The 17,693-nt window shown below is 61.8% G+C and carries 16 protein-coding genes; 2 read left to right on the forward strand and 14 right to left on the reverse strand.

Translation table 11 applies throughout. The features are described 5' to 3' along the window. Positions 1–5: 5 nt before the first annotated feature. From AERO9A_RS08750 to pmbA, 6 genes are all read right to left on the reverse strand, one after another. Positions 6–899 carry a ZIP family metal transporter gene (locus AERO9A_RS08750; RefSeq protein WP_159971511.1) on the reverse strand — a complete coding sequence of 298 codons (894 nt, stop codon included), beginning with the start codon at positions 897–899 and terminating at the stop codon, positions 6–8. Between the two features lie 20 nt (positions 900–919). Further along, complete coding sequence (locus AERO9A_RS08755) at positions 920–1,531, reverse strand: superoxide dismutase (RefSeq protein ID WP_159971512.1); 612 nt, start codon at positions 1,529–1,531, stop codon at positions 920–922. A gap of 12 nt (positions 1,532–1,543) precedes the next feature. Further along, positions 1,544–1,996, reverse strand: coding sequence for a hypothetical protein (locus AERO9A_RS08760; protein ID WP_256665882.1), 453 nt, complete (start codon positions 1,994–1,996; stop codon positions 1,544–1,546). A gap of 54 nt (positions 1,997–2,050) precedes the next feature. After that, positions 2,051–3,439: a lyase family protein gene (locus tag AERO9A_RS08765; RefSeq protein ID WP_159971513.1), complete on the reverse strand. Its 1,389-nt coding sequence runs from the start codon at positions 3,437–3,439 to the stop codon at positions 2,051–2,053. Beyond that, complete coding sequence (locus tag AERO9A_RS08770; RefSeq protein ID WP_159971514.1) at positions 3,432–3,824, reverse strand: FagA protein; 393 nt, start codon at positions 3,822–3,824, stop codon at positions 3,432–3,434. The genes AERO9A_RS08765 and AERO9A_RS08770 overlap by 8 nt, the downstream gene beginning before the upstream one ends. 124 nt (positions 3,825–3,948) lie before the next feature. Beyond that, positions 3,949–5,295: a metalloprotease PmbA gene (gene pmbA, locus AERO9A_RS08775; RefSeq protein ID WP_159971515.1), complete on the reverse strand. Its 1,347-nt coding sequence runs from the start codon at positions 5,293–5,295 to the stop codon at positions 3,949–3,951. Positions 5,296–5,441: 146 nt separating this feature from the next. On the opposite strand from pmbA, the gene yjgA reads away from it, so the two are divergent. After that, the gene (yjgA, locus tag AERO9A_RS08780) at positions 5,442–5,960 is read left to right on the forward strand and encodes a ribosome biogenesis factor YjgA (RefSeq protein ID WP_256665883.1); all 519 of its coding nucleotides are present in this window, start codon (positions 5,442–5,444) and stop codon (positions 5,958–5,960) included. 223 nt (positions 5,961–6,183) lie between these two features. On the opposite strand, the gene tldD is transcribed toward yjgA, so the two are convergent. The 8 genes from tldD to mreB form a co-directional block, all read right to left on the reverse strand. Continuing rightward, positions 6,184–7,626 (reverse strand): metalloprotease TldD, encoded by a 1,443-nt coding sequence (gene tldD, locus AERO9A_RS08785; RefSeq protein ID WP_159971516.1) that lies wholly within the window; start codon positions 7,624–7,626, stop codon positions 6,184–6,186. Between the two features lie 2 nt (positions 7,627–7,628). Next, entirely contained in the window at positions 7,629–8,477 is an 849-nt protein-coding gene (locus tag AERO9A_RS08790; protein ID WP_159971517.1) for a carbon-nitrogen hydrolase family protein, read from the reverse strand. A gap of 58 nt (positions 8,478–8,535) precedes the next feature. Continuing rightward, the gene (locus tag AERO9A_RS08795) at positions 8,536–12,351 is read right to left on the reverse strand and encodes a YhdP family protein (protein WP_159971518.1); all 3,816 of its coding nucleotides are present in this window, start codon (positions 12,349–12,351) and stop codon (positions 8,536–8,538) included. Positions 12,352–12,365: 14 nt separating this feature from the next. Continuing rightward, the gene (gene rng, locus AERO9A_RS08800; protein WP_159971519.1) at positions 12,366–13,823 is read right to left on the reverse strand and encodes a ribonuclease G; all 1,458 of its coding nucleotides are present in this window, start codon (positions 13,821–13,823) and stop codon (positions 12,366–12,368) included. 47 nt (positions 13,824–13,870) lie between these two features. Further along, positions 13,871–14,467: a nucleoside triphosphate pyrophosphatase gene (locus AERO9A_RS08805; RefSeq protein WP_159971520.1), complete on the reverse strand. Its 597-nt coding sequence runs from the start codon at positions 14,465–14,467 to the stop codon at positions 13,871–13,873. A 48-nt stretch (positions 14,468–14,515) separates the two neighbouring features. After that, a complete protein-coding gene (mreD, locus tag AERO9A_RS08810; protein ID WP_159971521.1) occupies positions 14,516–15,004 on the reverse strand; it encodes a rod shape-determining protein MreD in 489 nt (162 codons plus the stop codon). Beyond that, entirely contained in the window at positions 15,004–15,939 is a 936-nt protein-coding gene (gene mreC, locus AERO9A_RS08815) for a rod shape-determining protein MreC (RefSeq protein ID WP_372239656.1), read from the reverse strand. The genes mreD and mreC overlap by 1 nt, the downstream gene beginning before the upstream one ends. Positions 15,940–16,135: 196 nt before the next feature. Beyond that, the gene (mreB, locus tag AERO9A_RS08820; protein WP_159971523.1) at positions 16,136–17,173 is read right to left on the reverse strand and encodes a rod shape-determining protein MreB; all 1,038 of its coding nucleotides are present in this window, start codon (positions 17,171–17,173) and stop codon (positions 16,136–16,138) included. A 230-nt stretch (positions 17,174–17,403) separates the two neighbouring features. Between mreB and gatC the strand changes: the two genes are divergently transcribed. Next, on the forward strand, positions 17,404–17,691 hold the full coding sequence (gatC, locus tag AERO9A_RS08825) for an Asp-tRNA(Asn)/Glu-tRNA(Gln) amidotransferase subunit GatC (RefSeq protein WP_159971524.1): 288 nt from the start codon (positions 17,404–17,406) through the stop codon (positions 17,689–17,691). Positions 17,692–17,693: the final 2 nt, after the last annotated feature.

The following is a 17,693-nucleotide window of genomic DNA, read 5'->3' on the forward strand; positions in this document are numbered from 1 at the left end:
GGCAACTAGGCCAAGGCAGTGTCCAGCACCATCATCAAGCAGAATCCCATCGCCAGAGCCCGACTGGCATCGCTGCGATAACCATTGCCGTGCGATTCAGGAATGATTTCATGAACCACGGCCAACAACATGGCCCCCGCCGCCAGCGCCAGCCCCCAAGGCAAGAGCACCTGCGATACGCCAACCAACCAGGCACAGATAACCGCGAACAGCGGTTCGACCAGACCGGAAGCAGCGCCTACCAACACCGCGCTACCGCGCTTCATGCCTGCACCAGCCAACACCAGAGCGACGATCAAACCTTCAGGTACGTCCTGCAAGGCAATGCCGATCGCCAGGCCATCCGCGCCGCTTAGCCCGGCCCCAGCCGCCACTCCGACAGCCATGCCTTCTGGCACGTTGTGCAGCATGATGGCAATGACGAACAGCACTACGCCCGGCGTCATCTGCGCATAAAGATTCGGTAACCGCTGCCAGTCATCCAGGCAGCGCCCCAAGCCCAGCAACAATAACGCCCCCAACAGCAGGCCAATACTGGCCAGACCAGCCGCGCCCCAAGGCGTAAAGCCTTGCTCGCCCGCTACATCCAGCGCTGGCACCAGCAAGGAGAACACGCTGGCGGCCAGCATGACGCCACCGCCGAAACCAAGCAGGCTGTCGCGCCAGCGTTGAGAAAGCTCGCCCATAAATAGCACCGGTATCGCGCCCAAGGCCGTACCCGTTGCGCATAGCAAACCGGCCTGCAATGCACGCATCAACTGCGGCTGCACACTCTGGTCGATCAATACTGCCGCCTGGATAAAAAGCAGCAACCCACCACAGAAGATAATGGTGCCACCGAGCAAATAGCGCATGACCCGACCATTGAGGCCGGGCAAGGTAGTCAGCAGGCTTCGCATAACGGTCAATATCTACCCATTCAGCTCAATGCCTGCCGGTATCGGCGCGCTACTTCGGTCCAGTCGATGACGTTGTAGAAGGCGCCGATGTATTCCGGGCGACGGTTCTGGTAGCGCAGGTAGTAGGCGTGCTCCCAAACATCCAGACCGAGGATAGGCGTGTTGCCATGCATCAGAGGGCTGTCCTGATTGGCGCTGCTTTCCACGCTCAGTGTTTTTTCAGGCGTTACGCTAAGCCATGCCCAGCCGCTACCAAAGCGCGTCAATGCTGCCTTGGTGAAGGCCTCCTTGAATGCATCGAAACCACCGAGTTGGCTGTCGATGGCCGCCGCCAGCTCCCCTTGAGGCACGCCGCCCCCGCGCGGTGACATCACCGCCCAGAACAGCGTGTGATTGGCATGACCGCCGCCCTGATTGATCAAGGCGCCATGCAGCGCCTGAGGTAATTCGGCCAGGCGCGGCAGCAGCGTCTCCACAGGCTCTTCGGCGTATACCGTACCTTCCAGAGCCGCATTGAGGTTATTGATGTAGGTCTGGTGATGCTTGCTGTGATGGATCTCCATGGTTTGCGCATCGATGTGCGGCTCCAGGGCGTCGTAGGCATAAGGCAAAGCTGGCAAGCTGTGCGGCATGGCGGTTCTCCTTCAGTGATAGTGACGCCCGTGACCGACAGCGTCGGTAGCGCAGCGGCGAGAGGCATAGCGCTGCGCAGCACCGAGCAGACGATCGGTGCGCGGAAACGCGCCATGCTCGGCAATGAACTGCAGCAGTTGGAAATAGGTACGGCTGCTGTGATGCAGCGCAGCGTCACGCAAGGCCTCAGGCTGTTGCACATCGGCCAGCGTCTGCAGCAACCGCTCATGACTCGCGCAGAGGTTATCCGCTGCCGCCTCCGACTGGCCGAGCATCAGGTGCAAGTCAGCCAGGTTGTGGTGGGAAATGACGAATGCGGCAACCGCCATGTCAGGGTCGCGCCAGCGCCCGAACAAGACCTGCGCCTCAGCCAGCGCCTGCAGGTAGAGTTCGCGCGCCTGCACCCAATCGCCCTCGGCAAAACAGCGGTTGCCTGCCTCGATGGTGTTCTTCCAGTGCTCCATTACCAGCTCCTCGGCCTGTAGGCCATGGCAGCAGTCATGGCGCCCAATGGGCGCTCAGAGACCGCCCTCGGTCAGTTTTTCCGGGTTGAGCAACTGCTCCAGTTGCGAACGCGAAAGATCCGTGTGCTGCAGAGCCACCTCGATGATCGGCCGCCCCTCGCGGTAGGCCTGCTTGGCAATTTCGGCAGCCTTGAGGTAACCAATAATCGGGTTCAGAGCAGTGACCAGGATGGGGTTGCGGTCCAGCGCCTCCTTCAGTTTCGGCTGATTGACGCGGAAACTTGCCACCGCGCGGTCGGCCAACAAGCGACTGGCATTGCTCAGCAGTTGGATACTGCCGAGCAGATTGTCCGCCACCAGCGGCAGCATGACGTTCAGCTCGAAGTTGCCGGACTGCCCGGCAATAGCGATGGCGGCATCATTGCCAATCACCTGCGCGGCTACCATGGCCGTCGCCTCAGGGATCACCGGATTGACCTTGCCTGGCATGATCGAAGAGCCCGGTTGCAGCGCCTCCAGCTCAATTTCGGCGAGCCCAGCCAACGGGCCGGAGTTCATCCAGCGCAGATCGTTGGCGATCTTCATGAGCGAGACAGCAACCGTCCTCAACTGCCCAGAGATGGCCACGGCGGTATCCTGCGAACCGATCAGCGCAAAGAAATTGCCCCCGCTGCTGAAGGTCACCCCGCTGAGCGCACTCAACTCACGACAGAACTGCGCAGCGAATCGCGGATGGGCGTTGACCCCGGTGCCGACTGCCGTGCCGCCTTGTGCCAAAGCCTGCAAGCTGGGCTGCAGTGCGCGCAGATGTTCGATGTTGGCCTGGATTTGCTGGCCCCAGCCATCGAGCACCTGGCTCATGCGAACCGGCATGGCATCCATCAAATGGGTGCGCCCGGTCTTCACGTAGGGCTGCACCTCCAGCGACTTTTCGCACAACACCTTGAGCAGATGCCCCAGCGCCGGCAGGAGCTGTTCGTGCAGCTCGATGGCAGCACTGGCGTGGATGGTGGTGGGGATGATGTCGTTGCTGCTCTGCCCACAGTTGACGTGGTCATTGGCACTGACCGCCTCACCGAGGATGCGCCCAGCCAAGGTCGCGATCACCTCGTTGGCATTCATGTTGGAGCTGGTGCCAGAGCCGGTCTGGAACACATCCACAGGGAAATGCGCCATGAAATCGCCCTCCAGCAACTGCTGGCAGGCCGCGACGATGGCATCGCCCATGGCCGGACTCAGTTGCTCCAGCTCCACATTGGCGCGCGCAGCAGCAGCCTTGGCCAGAATCAGCGTGCGAATGAATGGCGCCGGCATGCGCCGCCCAGAGACAGGGAAATTGTTCACCGCGCGCTGAGTCTGCGCGCCATAGAGGGCCGCCATCGGCACCTCCAGTTCCCCCATGCTGTCACGTTCGATGCGGGTGTCATTGCGAGGGTCAGTCATAGGGATATCCTTCTGCCGATTCATTGAATGAGAGCGAGGGTTCCAGGCGCAGAGTCGCCAGGCGATTGCGCAGCCGATTCAGGCAGTGCTGACGCTTGAGATCGGTCGCAAGACGCTGCAGAACCAATAACGGGCGATAGGCGCGATCCAGGCACAAACAGCGCCAATGCCAGGGCAGCGCAGGATCACTCGCGCTATCGAGTAGCAACTCGAAGGTGATGCGCGATACACGCCAGGCATCGAGCAAACCGTGCGCCACCAACTGCCGACCATGCCACTCGTGCACATCGAACAAGCGCGGCTCATCGGGGCGTAAGGCACAGCGCAAGACAAAGCCCTGCCAGCGCCAGCAGTTCGCACAAGGTGTGAAGAAGGGGTCGTACATAAGTGCCCGCCTATCCGATAATGATATTTATTCTCTTTTGAGAAAAATAATCAATACACAGAAAGTGCGGGTTTTATCAAAAAGGTAGGCTCGGCCTGTTGCTGGCCGAGCCTGAGGGGATGGATCAGCTACCGGCGACCGTCATCCGTTCGATCAACACCGAGCCGGTACAGATGTTGCCACGTCGCTCCAGATCGCGACCGACCGCGACAACTTGCCGGAACATATCTCGCAGATTGCCGGCGATGGTCACTTCCTGCACGGGGAATTGGATCTCGCCATTTTCCACCCAGAAGCCGGCAGCGCCACGAGAGTAGTCGCCCGTTACCAGATTCAACCCCTGCCCCATCAGCTCGGTGACTAGCAGCCCACGTCCCATGCGACGAATCAGCGCCTGCTGGTCTTCATCGCCATGGGTGACGAACAGGTTGTGCACACCACCAGAGTTGGCGGTGCTCGGCAGCCCCAGCTTGCGCCCGGAATAGGTGCCGAGCACGTAGGAAACCAGTTCGCCTTTATCCACGAAAGGCTTGGCGTAAGTAGCCAGGCCGTCGCCATCGAACGTCGCGCTACCCAGCGCGCGCGGCAGATGCGGGCGCTCGTCGAGACTCAGCCACTCAGGAAATAGACGCTGGCCCAGCGCGCCTTCGAGGAAGGAGGAATGGCGATACAGATTGCCGCCCGAGATCGCCGCCAACAGATGACTGAACAGCCCACCGGCCAGTTCGGCGGCGAACAGCACCGGCACCTCACAGGTTGGCACCGGGCGCGCGCCGAGACGACTGACCGCACGCTCAGCCGCGCGCTGACCAATGCCCACGGCATCGGCCAGCAGTTCACCCTGACGGTTGACGTCATACCAGTAGTCACGCTGCATCTGCCCCTCGCCTTCAGCGATCATCACGCAGCTTAGGCTGTGGCGGGTACTGGCATAGCCGCCAATGAAGCCATGGCTATTACCGTATACGCGGCAGCCTTGGTGGGTGTTGAGGCTGGTGCCATCAGCATTCTTGATCCGCGCATCAGCGGCAAAGGCAGCGGCTTCGCAACTCAGCGCCTGCTCGACCGCCTGCTCGGGCGTGATCGACCAGGGATGGTAAAGATCCAACTCCGGCAACTCGCGCGCCATCAAGGCTGCATCGGCCAAGCCGGCGCACTCGTCCTCGCTGGCATGCTGAGCGATGGCCAAAGCCGCCGCCACTGTCTCGCGAATCGCCGCCTCACCAGTGGCCGACGTGCTTGCCGAGCCTTTGCGCTGGCCGACATAGAGCGTGATGCCAAAGCCCTGGTCGCGGTTGAACTCGACGGTTTCCACCTCCCCCTGGCGCACAGTGGTGGAAAGCCCCTGGCCTGCGGAAACCGCCACCTCGCAAGCACTGGCGCCCTGGCGTGCGGCCTCGGCAAGAATGGCTTCGACCTGCTGTTGCAGCGCCGGCAGAGCCTGTGGCCCGATCCGTTCTACGTCACTCATAACCTCTCCTAAAAAAGCAGCTTCAAGCTACAAGCCTCAAGCTACAAGAAAAACACCTACCCCGCTCTTCGCCAGCAGCCTGAAGCCTGAAGCCTGAAGCCTGCCGCTGCTGTTATCATGGCAGCGTTTCCCTCTGGACCCACCCCATGTCTGACTCCTATGACGACTTCTCTCTGGAGAAGAGCAAATCCCAGGTCAAACGTGAACTGCATGCCCTGCAGGATCTCGGCGAACGCCTGACGACACTCAAACCGGATCTACTGGCCAAGCTGCCGCTGACCGACGCCCTGCGCCGCGCTCTGGCCGAAGCGCCTAAGCACACGGCCAACGCCGCGCGTAAACGCCACATCCAGTTCATCGGCAAACTCATGCGTGAACAGGATGTCGAGGCGATCCTCGCCCTGATCGACCAGGTGGACAGCTCCACCCGCGAATACAACGAGCGCTTCCATGCCCTCGAACGCTGGCGCGACCGCCTGATCGGCGAAGGCGACAGTGCCCTGGAAAGCTTCGTCGAACTCTACCCCGAGGCCGACATCCAACACCTGCGCGGGCTGATCCGTCATGCCCAGCATGAAGCCGCGCGCAACAAGCCACCGGCCGCTGCGCGCAAGGTGTTCAAGTACATCCGCGAGCTGGACGAAATCCAGCGCGGCCTGCGCTAGCAGGCTGTTGAAAAACTACCTGCGTTGCCATTGCTGCGTTAAAAACAGGCTCGTGCGCGAGTCCGATCAAAATGCTCATTTACAACGCGTAAACTCCGCTTTTTCGCCTGTTTTTGCGGGGCCGCCATCGGTATTGCACTGGCTGCCTCGCCTACGTTTTTCAACGGTCTGCTAGAAGCGGCTGCAGGCCGCAAGCTACAGGCCGCAGGTAAAAGCGGCTGCTTCATGCGCCAGTGCCGCCCACGGTGATCGCGTCGATCTTCAGCGTCGGCTGGCCCACGCCTACCGGCACCGACTGGCCGTCCTTGCCGCAGGTGCCGACGCCGCTGTCCAGCGCCAGATCGTTACCGACCATGGACACCCGGCTCATGGCCTCAGGCCCATTGCCGATCAGCGTGGCGCCCTTGACCGGCGCGGTGATCTTGCCGTCCTCGATCAGATAGGCCTCGCTGGTGGAAAACACGAACTTGCCGCTGGTGATGTCCACCTGGCCACCGCCGAGGTTGGCGCAGTAGATGCCCTTCTTCACCGAACGGATGATTTCTTCAGGGTCACTCTCACCGGCCAGCATGTAGGTGTTGGTCATGCGCGGCATCGGCAGGTGTGCGTAGGATTCGCGACGGCCATTACCGGTAGCCGCCACGCCCATCAGGCGCGCATTGAGCTTGTCCTGCATGTAGCCTTTGAGCACGCCGTTCTCGATCAGCGTGGTGCATTGGGTCAGGGTGCCTTCGTCATCGACGCTGAGCGAACCCCGGCGCCCGGCCAGGGTGCCGTCGTCGACGATGGTGCACAGGCTGGAAGCGACCTTCTCGCCCACTTTGCCGCTGTAGGCCGAACTGCCCTTGCGGTTGAAATCGCCCTCCAGGCCATGACCGACCGCCTCGTGCAGCAGCACGCCGGACCAGCCGGCGCCCATCACCACCGGCAGCGTGCCGGCCGGTGCGGGAATGGCTTCGAGGTTGACCAGCGCCTGGCGCAGCGCCTCGCGGGCATAGCCCATGGCGCGATCCTCTTCGAGGAAATAGCGGTAATCGGTACGCCCACCGCCACCATGGCCGCCGCGCTCGCGACGACCGTTCTGCTCGACGATGACACTGACATTGAAGCGCACCAGCGGACGGATATCGGCACTCAGGCTGCCATCATGCGCAGCGACCAGAATGCGATCCCAGACGCCAGCCAGGCTGACGGTCACCTGCTTGATACGCGGATCCAGCGCGCGCGTGGCGCGGTCGATGCGCTGCAGCAACTCGACCTTCTCGGCGCGGCTCATCACATCCAGCGGATTACCTTCCGCGTAGAGCTGCGTCACCTGCGGGCTGACGAAAGCCTGCACACGGCCTTCCTGCCCCGCACGGGAAATAGAGCGCGCCGCACGCGCAGCCTGGCTCAAGGCATCAAGGTTGATGGCATTGCTGTAGGCAAAACCCGTTTTCTCGCCGGACTGGGCGCGCACACCGACGCCCTGGTCGAGATTGAAACTGCCCTCCTTAACGATGCCATCCTCCAGCACCCAGGTTTCCGAGACCTGGCTCTGGAAATACAGATCGGCGGCATCGATGCCCGGCCCGGCGACTTCGCCGAGCACAGCGCTCAGGCTATCGAGGGTCAGATTGCCGGGGGCGAGCAGGTGCTCGCTGACGGATTGCAACATCGTATTCATGATCACTCCACAACGATCGGACGCGGTACGTCCGATGAAAATAATCGGCGGTGCTGTTGCACCGGCATGCGTTGGCGAATGGCTGCCTGCTCGGCGGCATCGCGCGAAGCCAGCAGGGCAGCCTCGCCCTGTTCCTGCTCGGCCAGCACCTTGCCCCAGGGGTCGATGATCGCCGAATGGCCGAAGGTCAGACGCTGGCCGGGGTGCTCACCGCCCTGTCCGGCAGCCAACAGGTAGCACTGTGTTTCGATGGCGCGGGCGCGGGTCAGCACCTGCCAGTGCGCAGCGCCGGTCACGGCGGTAAAGGCGGCCGGCACGCTGATCAACTCGGCACCGGCCTCACGCAAGGCGCCAAACAGCTCGGGGAAACGTAAGTCATAGCACACCGTCAGGCCCAACCGCCCGACCGGAGTATCGGCCACGACAATGCGCTGGCCATGGGCGAAGTCGTCCGACTCGCGATAACGGCCACGGCTGTCGGCCACATCGACATCGAACAGATGCAACTTGTCATAACGCGCGGCACGCTCGCCCTGCTCGTCGATCAACAAGGAGCACGCCCGTGGCTTGCCCTCAGCATCGTCATCGGGCGGCAGCGGCAGCGTGCCGGCCACTATCCATAAGCTGAGGTCACGAGCGGCCTGCTTCAACCAAGGCAGGATAGGGCCTTCACCGAGCGCCTCGGCACGGCCGATGGCAGCCAGGTCACGCCGCCCCATCGCCGCGAAGTTCTCCGGCAGTACGACCAGACGAGCGCCTCCCTGAGCGGCGCGTTCCAGCATGCGACGCGCCAGTCTGAGATTGGTCAACACATCGTCCTGACTGACCATCTGAATTACTGCGAGATTCATGGGTATGCCCTTGTACGCGACGGGTTCGCCTGGGCACAGACTACGCCAATGCGCTGCATCATTGCGGCTTTTCGAACGGTTTGTCGAAGGTGATCTTGGGCTCCTGCAGAGGCCCCTTGACGTCGTACTGCACGCTGGCAAAGCGCGCCACCTTGTCACCCAGCAGCTTGTCGGCGATGAACAGCGCCCCACCCACTGCCGGAGCGCCAACGATCAACGCAGCCAGCGGCAGGTTGTTGGTCACCGGCAAGGTCACCAGCAGCTTGGCATCGATCAGATCATCGTTCATATCGAGATGACCATTGATCTCCAGGTTGCTCGACGGCCCGGTCAGGGTAATCGGCTCACGCGTGACGAACAGGCCATCGGTCGCCTGCAGGTTACCCTTGACCCGGTCGTAGCTCAGCCCCTTGCCCAGCAAATCGGAGAAATCCAGGCGCAAGCGGCGGCCAATGGAGTTGAAGTTGAGCAGACCGAACACTCGCAGCGCTTGGGCCGAACCCTGCACCTCGACGAACTGCCCCTTGCGCAGCGATGGATCGAGATTGCCGGAGAAACGCTTGAGCGAGAACCAGGCGGGCGAGCCCGGCCAGTTACCATCGACATCCACGCGAAAGCTCTCACTGGTGACACTCGGCGCATAATTCCAGGCCAGCAGCACCTTGTTCAGTTCCTTGCCCTGCAAGCGCCCTTTGTACCAAGTACGAGTGTTGCCAGGCTCGCCATGCCAGCCGATAGTGCCGCCGATCTTCAATCCCTGCAGGTCAAGATCCAGCGCGTCGAAACGCACGCCCTGCTTTTCAGGCCGTGCTTGCAGCGACCAGGTGCCAAGCACTTTATCGCCACGCCAGACCTGGTCGATATGCACATTCAGGGCTGGGATCTTGCGCGGATCAACACCTGCCAGCGGGTCGACCGTTGACGCACTCTTGTCCTGGCTGGGCTCGGGCGCAGGCAACTTCACGTAACGCATATCGATGCCGATGGGTGCGCCATCGGCATCGGGCAGCAGCACCTGGCCAGCCGCCAGTGCACTATCGAGTTGCAGCGCCCAGGCCTGTCCAGCGCGCCGCAGCCCGACCTGGATATTCTCGATATCCTGGCCGAAGCCGTGGAAGCGCCCGATATCCAGTTGCGCACTTTTGAGCAAACGCTGACTGTCGGCATCGACCGACACCTGATGCTTGCTACCCACTTGCTGCCAGGCGGCAAGATCCAGCTCGACCAAACGCCCGCGCACACGCAGACCGGGCTCGGTCGGCAAGCGCGCCTCCTCACCGCCCAGCACCAACTCGCCACGCCCCTGAGTCAAGGCGCTCGGCGGCGAGGCCAGACTCAAACTCGCCAGCTCGCCGTACTGCGCCCAGTAGCGCCGTTCACGCCCAGCCAAGGTCATGCGCCAATCGGCATGGCGACTCTCATTTGCCGCTTTGCCAAAAGGCGCAGGCAGGTCGACAGCGACGCCGCGTAGCGTGGAATCAACACGTAACAGGCTATCGTCGCCATCGAGCGTCAAACGTAGCCGGTAAGGCAGCAAGCCCGAAACAGGAATACTCGAAGGAGCCTTGAGCCACTTCTGCAAGGCCGTCACTTGAACCTGGCCGCGCAGATCGAACAGCGTACGCCCCTGCCCGCGCGAGCCCTGGGCGCTGATACTGCCACTCACCGGACGCCCGAATACCTGAGCACTGACCTTAGGTGCACTCAGGCCACTGGCGTTATTGAAACGAAAGGCGCCCTCAATCTGGCTCAACTGCAAATCCGGGTTAGCCAGTTTCAGGCTCGCACCTTCGGTAGCGAAATCCACCACCACACCTGGCATTTGTCCTTTCTGCAAGGGGATATCGAGATTCAGGCGACCTGCCAGTGGCCCCTCGCCCTGCCAACCGGCGAACACTTTCTGTGTCCCCAGCGGCACTTGCTGCAGCAACTTGAGAGCATCCGGCAAACTACTTCGTACATCGCCCTCAAGCTTCAGACGCGGCGGTTTGCCATCGTGCAGCAGAGCAATATCGGCTGTGACGTCACTGACCGTGCTGTCAAGCAAGCGCCCTTGCTGCAAGCGCACGCGCACCGCGTCGGGTTCGATCAGCACATCACCGCGCCCCTCACGCAGAGCTGGCCAGCCGGGCTGAAACGCCAACTCGGCATCGCTGACACGAAAGAACAGGCTCATGTTGTGCGCTTCGCGCGGATCGCCCTTGCGAATCGAACCCTGATACTGGAAGTAGCCCTCTTGCACCTTGCCGCCCTTGATGGCGCTCTGCAGCCATTGGCTCAAGGCCTCGCTCATCGCCGGTGAGCGCGTCGGCAGATACTTGCGGGTGTAGGCCGCATCGCCATCGCGCAGGCCCACACGCAGATCCATGTAGTCCTCGGCCTCAGGGTCGCGCAGCAAGCGGATCAGCATATCGCCAGCTAATTGCCCTTCCTCGCCATCCAGGCGCATGTAAGGGCTGATCAGCGTCACGCCTTCATCGTTCCAACGCCAGGCCAAACGCGCTTGAGCATGTCGGTAACGCCAGGGCTCGGGAAAAAAATGATCCAGATGCAGAGCGAAGTCCTCAGCATTGAGGCGCAACTCGCCCTGCTGCAGATCGCCGCCGATGCTACCGCTGACATTTTCCGCCGCTGGGGCTCCGTGATAAGCAGCAAAGCCGACCTGCTCAAGATTGGCGGCGAACTGCAAGCGTTCAGGGCCGCTCAACGCAGGGCGGTAATCCAGATGCAGATTGCTCACGCTACCTTTCGGCGCCAGAGCGACCAGGGCCTCGTGCACCGCCTCGGGCATGGGCGCGAGCGCCTCGACCAGCGGTGACCAAGCAGCCAGTTCGATACGGTCAGCCGCCAGCTTCCACTGCTTCTGTTCACCCTCACCGCTACCGTCCAGAGCCAGATGCACCTCACCCAAGCGCTGCTCTCCGTGACTCAGGGCCAGGGAATCGATCTGCGCGTGCAGGCCGTCGTCATTGCCAGTGAAAAACGCATTGAAGGCGAGATCATCAACGGTCACCGGCGCACGCTCGGCATAGTTCAGCCGCACCTGTGGCGCATGCACGCGCAGTGCCGCGCGCTGCAGTTGCGTCCCCTGCGCCGCTAGCCACAGCTCGCCACCGGCACTCAACCGTTGCAGCTTCCAGTCAGCGGTTAGCCGCGGCGGCAGCCACGCGGCCCAATCACTCTGCGGCAGACTGAGATAGAGCTCGGACTGCGCCTCGCGCCACGTTTGTGGCTGCAACCGCGTGCGCAACTGCAGGGCCACTGGCTGGCCGTCGGGCAACAACAGGCGGCCATCCAAGCGCTGGCTGGAAGCACCGTAGCGCAGACTCAGGTTGACGTAGCTGAGCAGCAGTGGCTCACGCCCTTGAGCCTGCAGCACCACACGACTATCGACCAGGCTGACACGCTGCAGCACATGCAACTGTTGCAGCACCTGGGCAACGTCCGGCGAGGTCTGCCGCTGCGGCAAGCCTTGCACGTGCCAAGCGCCCTGCTGATCTTCCTGAACATTGAGTTGCAGCCCCTGCACTTGCAGATGGGCGATGCGCGGCGCGCGCGCCAGCAGGCTGCCCAGCATATCCGGCACAACCTGAACTTGCTCCAGGCTTAGCCCTTGAGCCTCAGCCCCCAATTGCACATCGTGCGCCACCACAACAGGGGAAAAACCCTGCCAACGCCCTTCCAGACGCCCAATACGCACCGGCATGCCAAGTTGCGCCGTGGCGCGGTTTTCCAGCTCCAAACGATACTCGGCCACCAAGGGCAGCAACTCACGCCCCAGGCTGACATACAGTGCGGCAAGCACCAGCAGCGCCGCACACAGGCCCAGGCCCCAGCGCAGCAACGCCGCGAACAGCACGGCGAGGCGGTTCACCTCGGCGCCCGCGCTCAGAGCAGCACCACGTCGTACTGTTCCTGGGAGTACATGCTCTCCACCTGGAACTTGATGGTGCGGCCAATGAAGGCTTCCAGATCGGCGACATTGCCCGACTCTTCATCGAGCAGGCGATCGACCACCTTCTGGTTGGCCAGCACACGATAGCTTTCCGCCTGATAGGCCCGCGCCTCACGCAGAATCTCACGGAAAATCTCGTAGCAGATGGTCTCTGGCGTCTTCAACTTGCCGCGCCCCTGACAGGCGCTACACGGCTCGCAAAGGATCTGCTCAAGGCTCTCGCGGGTGCGTTTACGAGTCATCTGCACCAGGCCCAGCTCGGTGATGCCAATGATGTTGGTTTTGGCATGGTCACGTTCGAGCTGCTTCTCCAGGGTGCGCAGCACCTGGCGCTGGTGCTCTTCGTCCACCATGTCGATGAAGTCGATGATGATGATGCCACCGAGGTTACGCAGACGCAGTTGCCGGGCGATGGCCGTGGCCGCCTCCAGGTTGGTCTTGAAGATGGTTTCTTCAAGTGTGCGATGACCGACGAAAGCCCCGGTGTTGACGTCGATAGTGGTCATCGCCTCAGCCGGATCGACCACCAGATAGCCACCGGACTTCAGCGGAACCTTGCGCTCGAGCGCGCGCTGCACTTCATCCTCGACACCGTACAGGTCGAAGATAGGCCGCTCGCCAGGGTAGTGCTCTAAATGGTCGGCAATCTCCGGCATCAACTCGGCGACGAACAGGGTGATCTTGCCGAAGGTTTCCCGTGAATCGACGCGAATTTTCTCGGTGCGCAGGCTGACCAGATCGCGCAACGTGCGCAGTGCCAACGACAGATCCTCATAGATGACCGACGGAGACTTGGCCGTCTGCACCTGCGCAGAAATCTGATCCCACAAGCGGCGCAGATAACGAATATCGATGAGGATTTCATCAGCGCCGGCGCCCTCGGCAGCGGTGCGCAGAATAAAGCCACCCACCTCCTCGATACCCTCAGCGCTGACGCAATCGGCGACCACCTGCTTGAGGCGCTCGCGCTCGGCCTCGTCCTCGATCTTCAGGGAAATGCCTAGATGGCTGGTGCGCGGCATGTACACCAGATAGCGCGAAGGGATCGACAACTGTGTGGTCAGACGCGCCCCCTTGCTGCCGATGGGGTCCTTGGTCACCTGCACCACCAGGCTCTGGCCCTCGTGCACCAGCGCACTGATCGGCTCCACCGCCGCGCCCTCACGGCTGGAAATTTCCGAGGCATGGATAAAAGCCGCGCGTTCCAGACCAATATCGACGAACGCCGCCTGCATGCCCGGTAGCACCCGCACCACCTTGCCCTTATAGATGTTGCCAACAATGCCACGCTTTTGCGTGCGTTCGACATGCACCTCTTGCAGAACGCCGTTTTCCACCACCGCCACGCGCGATTCCATCGGCGTGATATTGATTAGAATTTCTTCGCTCATGTATCCATCCCGATGGATTCGTTGCCCGCTTGGCGAGGCAAACCCTGTTAATTGGCCGTCGGCATCTGCCAGCAGGCAATACCGAAATCGGCGAGCATCTGTGCCGTTTCGCACAAGGGCAGACCGACCACCGCCGAGTAACTGCCCTCGATACGGCTGACGAACACCGCCGCCAGCCCTTGAATACCATAACCGCCTGCCTTGTCGCAGGGTTCGTTGCTGGCCCAGTAAGCCGAGATGTCGGCATCGCTCAGCGCACGAAAGGTGACATCACTGCTCACCACCTGGGCCACTTCGCGTGCCTGACCAACCAGAGCCACGGCGGTCATCACCTGATGAGTGCGACCGCTCAGCGCACGTAACATACGTTGAAAATCAGCGAAATCCTGTGGCTTGCCGAGAATTTCGCCGTCGAGCACCACGGCTGTATCGGCGCCAAGCACCACAGCGTCAGTTTGTTTCGACAGAGCTGCCAGCCCGGCGTGCGCCTTGCCGCGCGCCAGACGCTCTACATAGGCTGCCGGCGGCTCATCTGGCAATGGGGTTTCGTCTATCGAGGCGATTTGCGTGACGCAAGGCACAGCAATCTGGGCCAGCAACTCACGTCGACGGGGTGAGGCGGATGCGAGAAACAACTCAGCCATGCGCGTGACTCCTTTGCGAACGGCGCCCCACCATGCAGTGGAGCGCGCTCAGTTGACGTTAAGGCGTACGTGCAGGCCGCGCAGGATGACGCACACCCACGGCCAAAGCAGCGCACTGACCAGCGCTGGCAGAATAAAGGCCAGAGTCGGCGGGCGACTCCCGGTCAGGGCGCTGAGCCATAGCTGCACCAATTGCGCCAGGCCGAATACCACAATCAGCACCATGCTTTGTTGCCACATGGGAAACATCCGCAAGCGCTGGTGCAGGCTCAGCACCAGAAAGGTGATCAGCGCCAGCACCAAGGCGTTCTGTCCAAGTAACGTACCGAACAGCACATCCTGAGCCAAGCCGAGAACCCAGGCAGTGGTCATACCGACACGATGCGGCAAAGCCAGCACCCAGTAGGTGAGAAACAGCGCCACCCACAGCGGTCGACCAACCTGCATGAACTCTGGCAACGGCGACACACTCAGCAGCAAGGCGAGGCCGAGGCTGAGCCAGATCACCCAGCCATTACGGGGATAAGTACCGGCCATCAGTGCGTCTCCTGAGCGGGCGTCGGCGCGTGCGGCGCTGCATCAGTCGCCTCGCCCGGACTCTCGGCCTGACTGGCCGTGGTGCTTTCACGCTGCTGCTGCGCCTCGCGGTCAGCGGCTTCCTGCGCCTGAGCAGAATCATTGGCGCGCTCTTCCGGCGTACGCCGGTCGGAGAACACCAGCAGCAGATAGCGGCTGCGATTGAGCGCAGCAGTCGGCGTGGCACGAACGATGGCAAAGGGCTGGCCGGAGTCATGAATCACCTCCTTGACCGTCGCCACCGGATAGCCAGCCGGGAAGCGTTGACCCATACCGGAGCTGACCAGCAGGTCGCCCTCCTTGATATCGGCAGTATCGGCGACGTGGCGCAGCTCCAGGCTTTCCGGGTTGCCAGTGCCGACAGCAATGGCGCGCAGGCCGTTGCGATTGACCTGCACGGGAATGCTGTGGGTGTTATCGGTGATCAGCAGCACCCGCGCGGTGTACGGCATGATCTCCACCACCTGCCCCATCAGACCGCGGGCGTCGAGCACCGGCTGACCGAGGAACACACCGTCCTTCTCACCCTTGTCGATAAGGATGCGGTGGGTATAAGGATTGGGGTCGACACCGATCAGTTCGCTGACCAGTACCTCGTCATCCACCAGCGCGGCGGAGTTGAGCAACTCACGCAAGCGCACATTTTGCTCGGTGAGGGTCGCCAGCTTCTGTAGACGACGCTGCAACAACAGGGCTTCGGCCTTGAGTTTCTCGTTCTCGGCCATCAGCTCATTGCGTGAAGAGATTTGCTGCGTGGCATTCTGCCAGGCACGCACAGGCAAATCGGCCATCCAATAGAAGGGAGTCAGCACCAGACCCATCTGGCTGCGCACCGGCTTGAGCGCTTCGAAACGCGCATCGACCACCATCAGCGCAGCCGAGAGCACGGCAAACACCAACAGGCGAATCCCCAGCGAAGGTCCTTTGGCGAAGAGCGGCTTAATAACCTGCTCCTTGTGCGCCACAGCGTTGAACAGCGCGCGAAATCATGCGTACGGCGAACCAGTCAGTAAATAGGGCCGAGTGTACTGCAATGCTCGAATATGCGCGTGCCGCCCGAAGGCGGCACGGTAGTAGCCACGGCTACGCGGCTCACTCGGTGGAGAGCAGATCCATGGCGTGGCGATCCATCATTTCCAGCGCCTTACCACCGCCACGAGCCACGCAGGTCAGCGGGTCTTCGGCGACGATCACCGGCAGGCCGGTTTCCTGGGAGAGCAGCTTGTCCAGATCACGCAGCAGCGCGCCACCACCGGTCAGCACCAGGCCGCGCTCGGCGATGTCCGAAGCCAGTTCGGGCGGCGATTGCTCCAGGGCGCTTTTGACTGCCTGCACGATGGTCGCCAGGGATTCCTGCAGCGCTTCGAGTACTTCGTTGGAGTTGAGGGTGAAGCTGCGCGGTACGCCTTCGGCCAGATTACGGCCACGCACGTCGACTTCACGCACTTCGCCGCCCGGATAGGCGGTGCCGATTTCCTGCTTGATGCGCTCAGCGGTGCCTTCACCGATCAGCGAGCCGTAGTTGCGGCGCACGTAGGTGATGATGGCTTCGTCGAAACGGTCGCCACCGACGCGAACGGATTCGGCATAGACCACGCCGTTGAGGGAGATCAGGGCGATCTCGGTGGTGCCGCCGCCGATGTCGACGACCATCGAACCACGGGCTTCTTCGACCGGCAGGCCGGCGCCGATGGCAGCGGCCATCGGCTCTTCGATCAGGAACACTTCGCGGGCACCGGCGCCCAGCGCGGATTCACGAATGGCACGGCGCTCGACCTGAGTGGACTTGCACGGCACGCAGATCAGCACGCGCGGCGACGGCTGCAGGAAGCTGTTCTCGTGAACCTTGTTGATGAAGTACTGCAGCATCTTCTCGCAAACGCTAAAGTCAGCGATCACGCCATCTTTCATTGGGCGGATTGCGGAAATATTGCCAGGCGTACGGCCCAGCATGCGTTTAGCTTCGGTACCAACAGCTACAACGCTTTTCTGATTGCCATGAGTACGAATGGCAACCACAGACGGCTCATTCAAAACAATGCCGCGCTCGCGCACATAAATAAGGGTATTGGCAGTGCCCAGGTCGATCGACAGATCGCTGGAAAACATGCCACGCAGTTTCTTGAACATTAGGAAGGGACCCTAGGCAACGCGTGGGTGAAGGCCAGGCGCGGAAAACGCGCAGGTAAAAAGTGCGGCAAACTCTAACAACGGCAGGGATTTTGAGCAAGGCGGCAATATGGTAGATTGCCCGTTTTTCCGGGCCTTGCAGCCACACATAGCGGCCTTTGACCGTCTGCCTGCGGCATCCGTTCCCTGCAGATCTGTTCCCTTTATCACACTTCCACTGGAGAACCCCGATGGCGCTTGAACGCTCCGAGGTGGAAAAAATCGCCCACCTGGCCCGCCTGGGTCTGAATGAAGGCGATATTCCGCAAACCACCGAGACCCTGAACAACATCCTCGGCCTTATCGACCAGATGCAGGCCGTCGACACTCAGGGCATCGAACCCCTGGCCCACCCGCTGGAAGCCACCCAGCGCCTGCGTGCCGACGCGGCCACCGAGCACAACCAGCGCGACGCTTACCAGGCCATCGCCCCGGCCGTGGAAAACGGCCTGTACCTCGTGCCGAAAGTCATCGAATAAAG

The sequence above is a fragment of the Pseudomonas sp. 8Z genome, from assembly GCF_902506535.1.
Lineage (GTDB): Bacteria > Pseudomonadota > Gammaproteobacteria > Pseudomonadales > Pseudomonadaceae > Aquipseudomonas.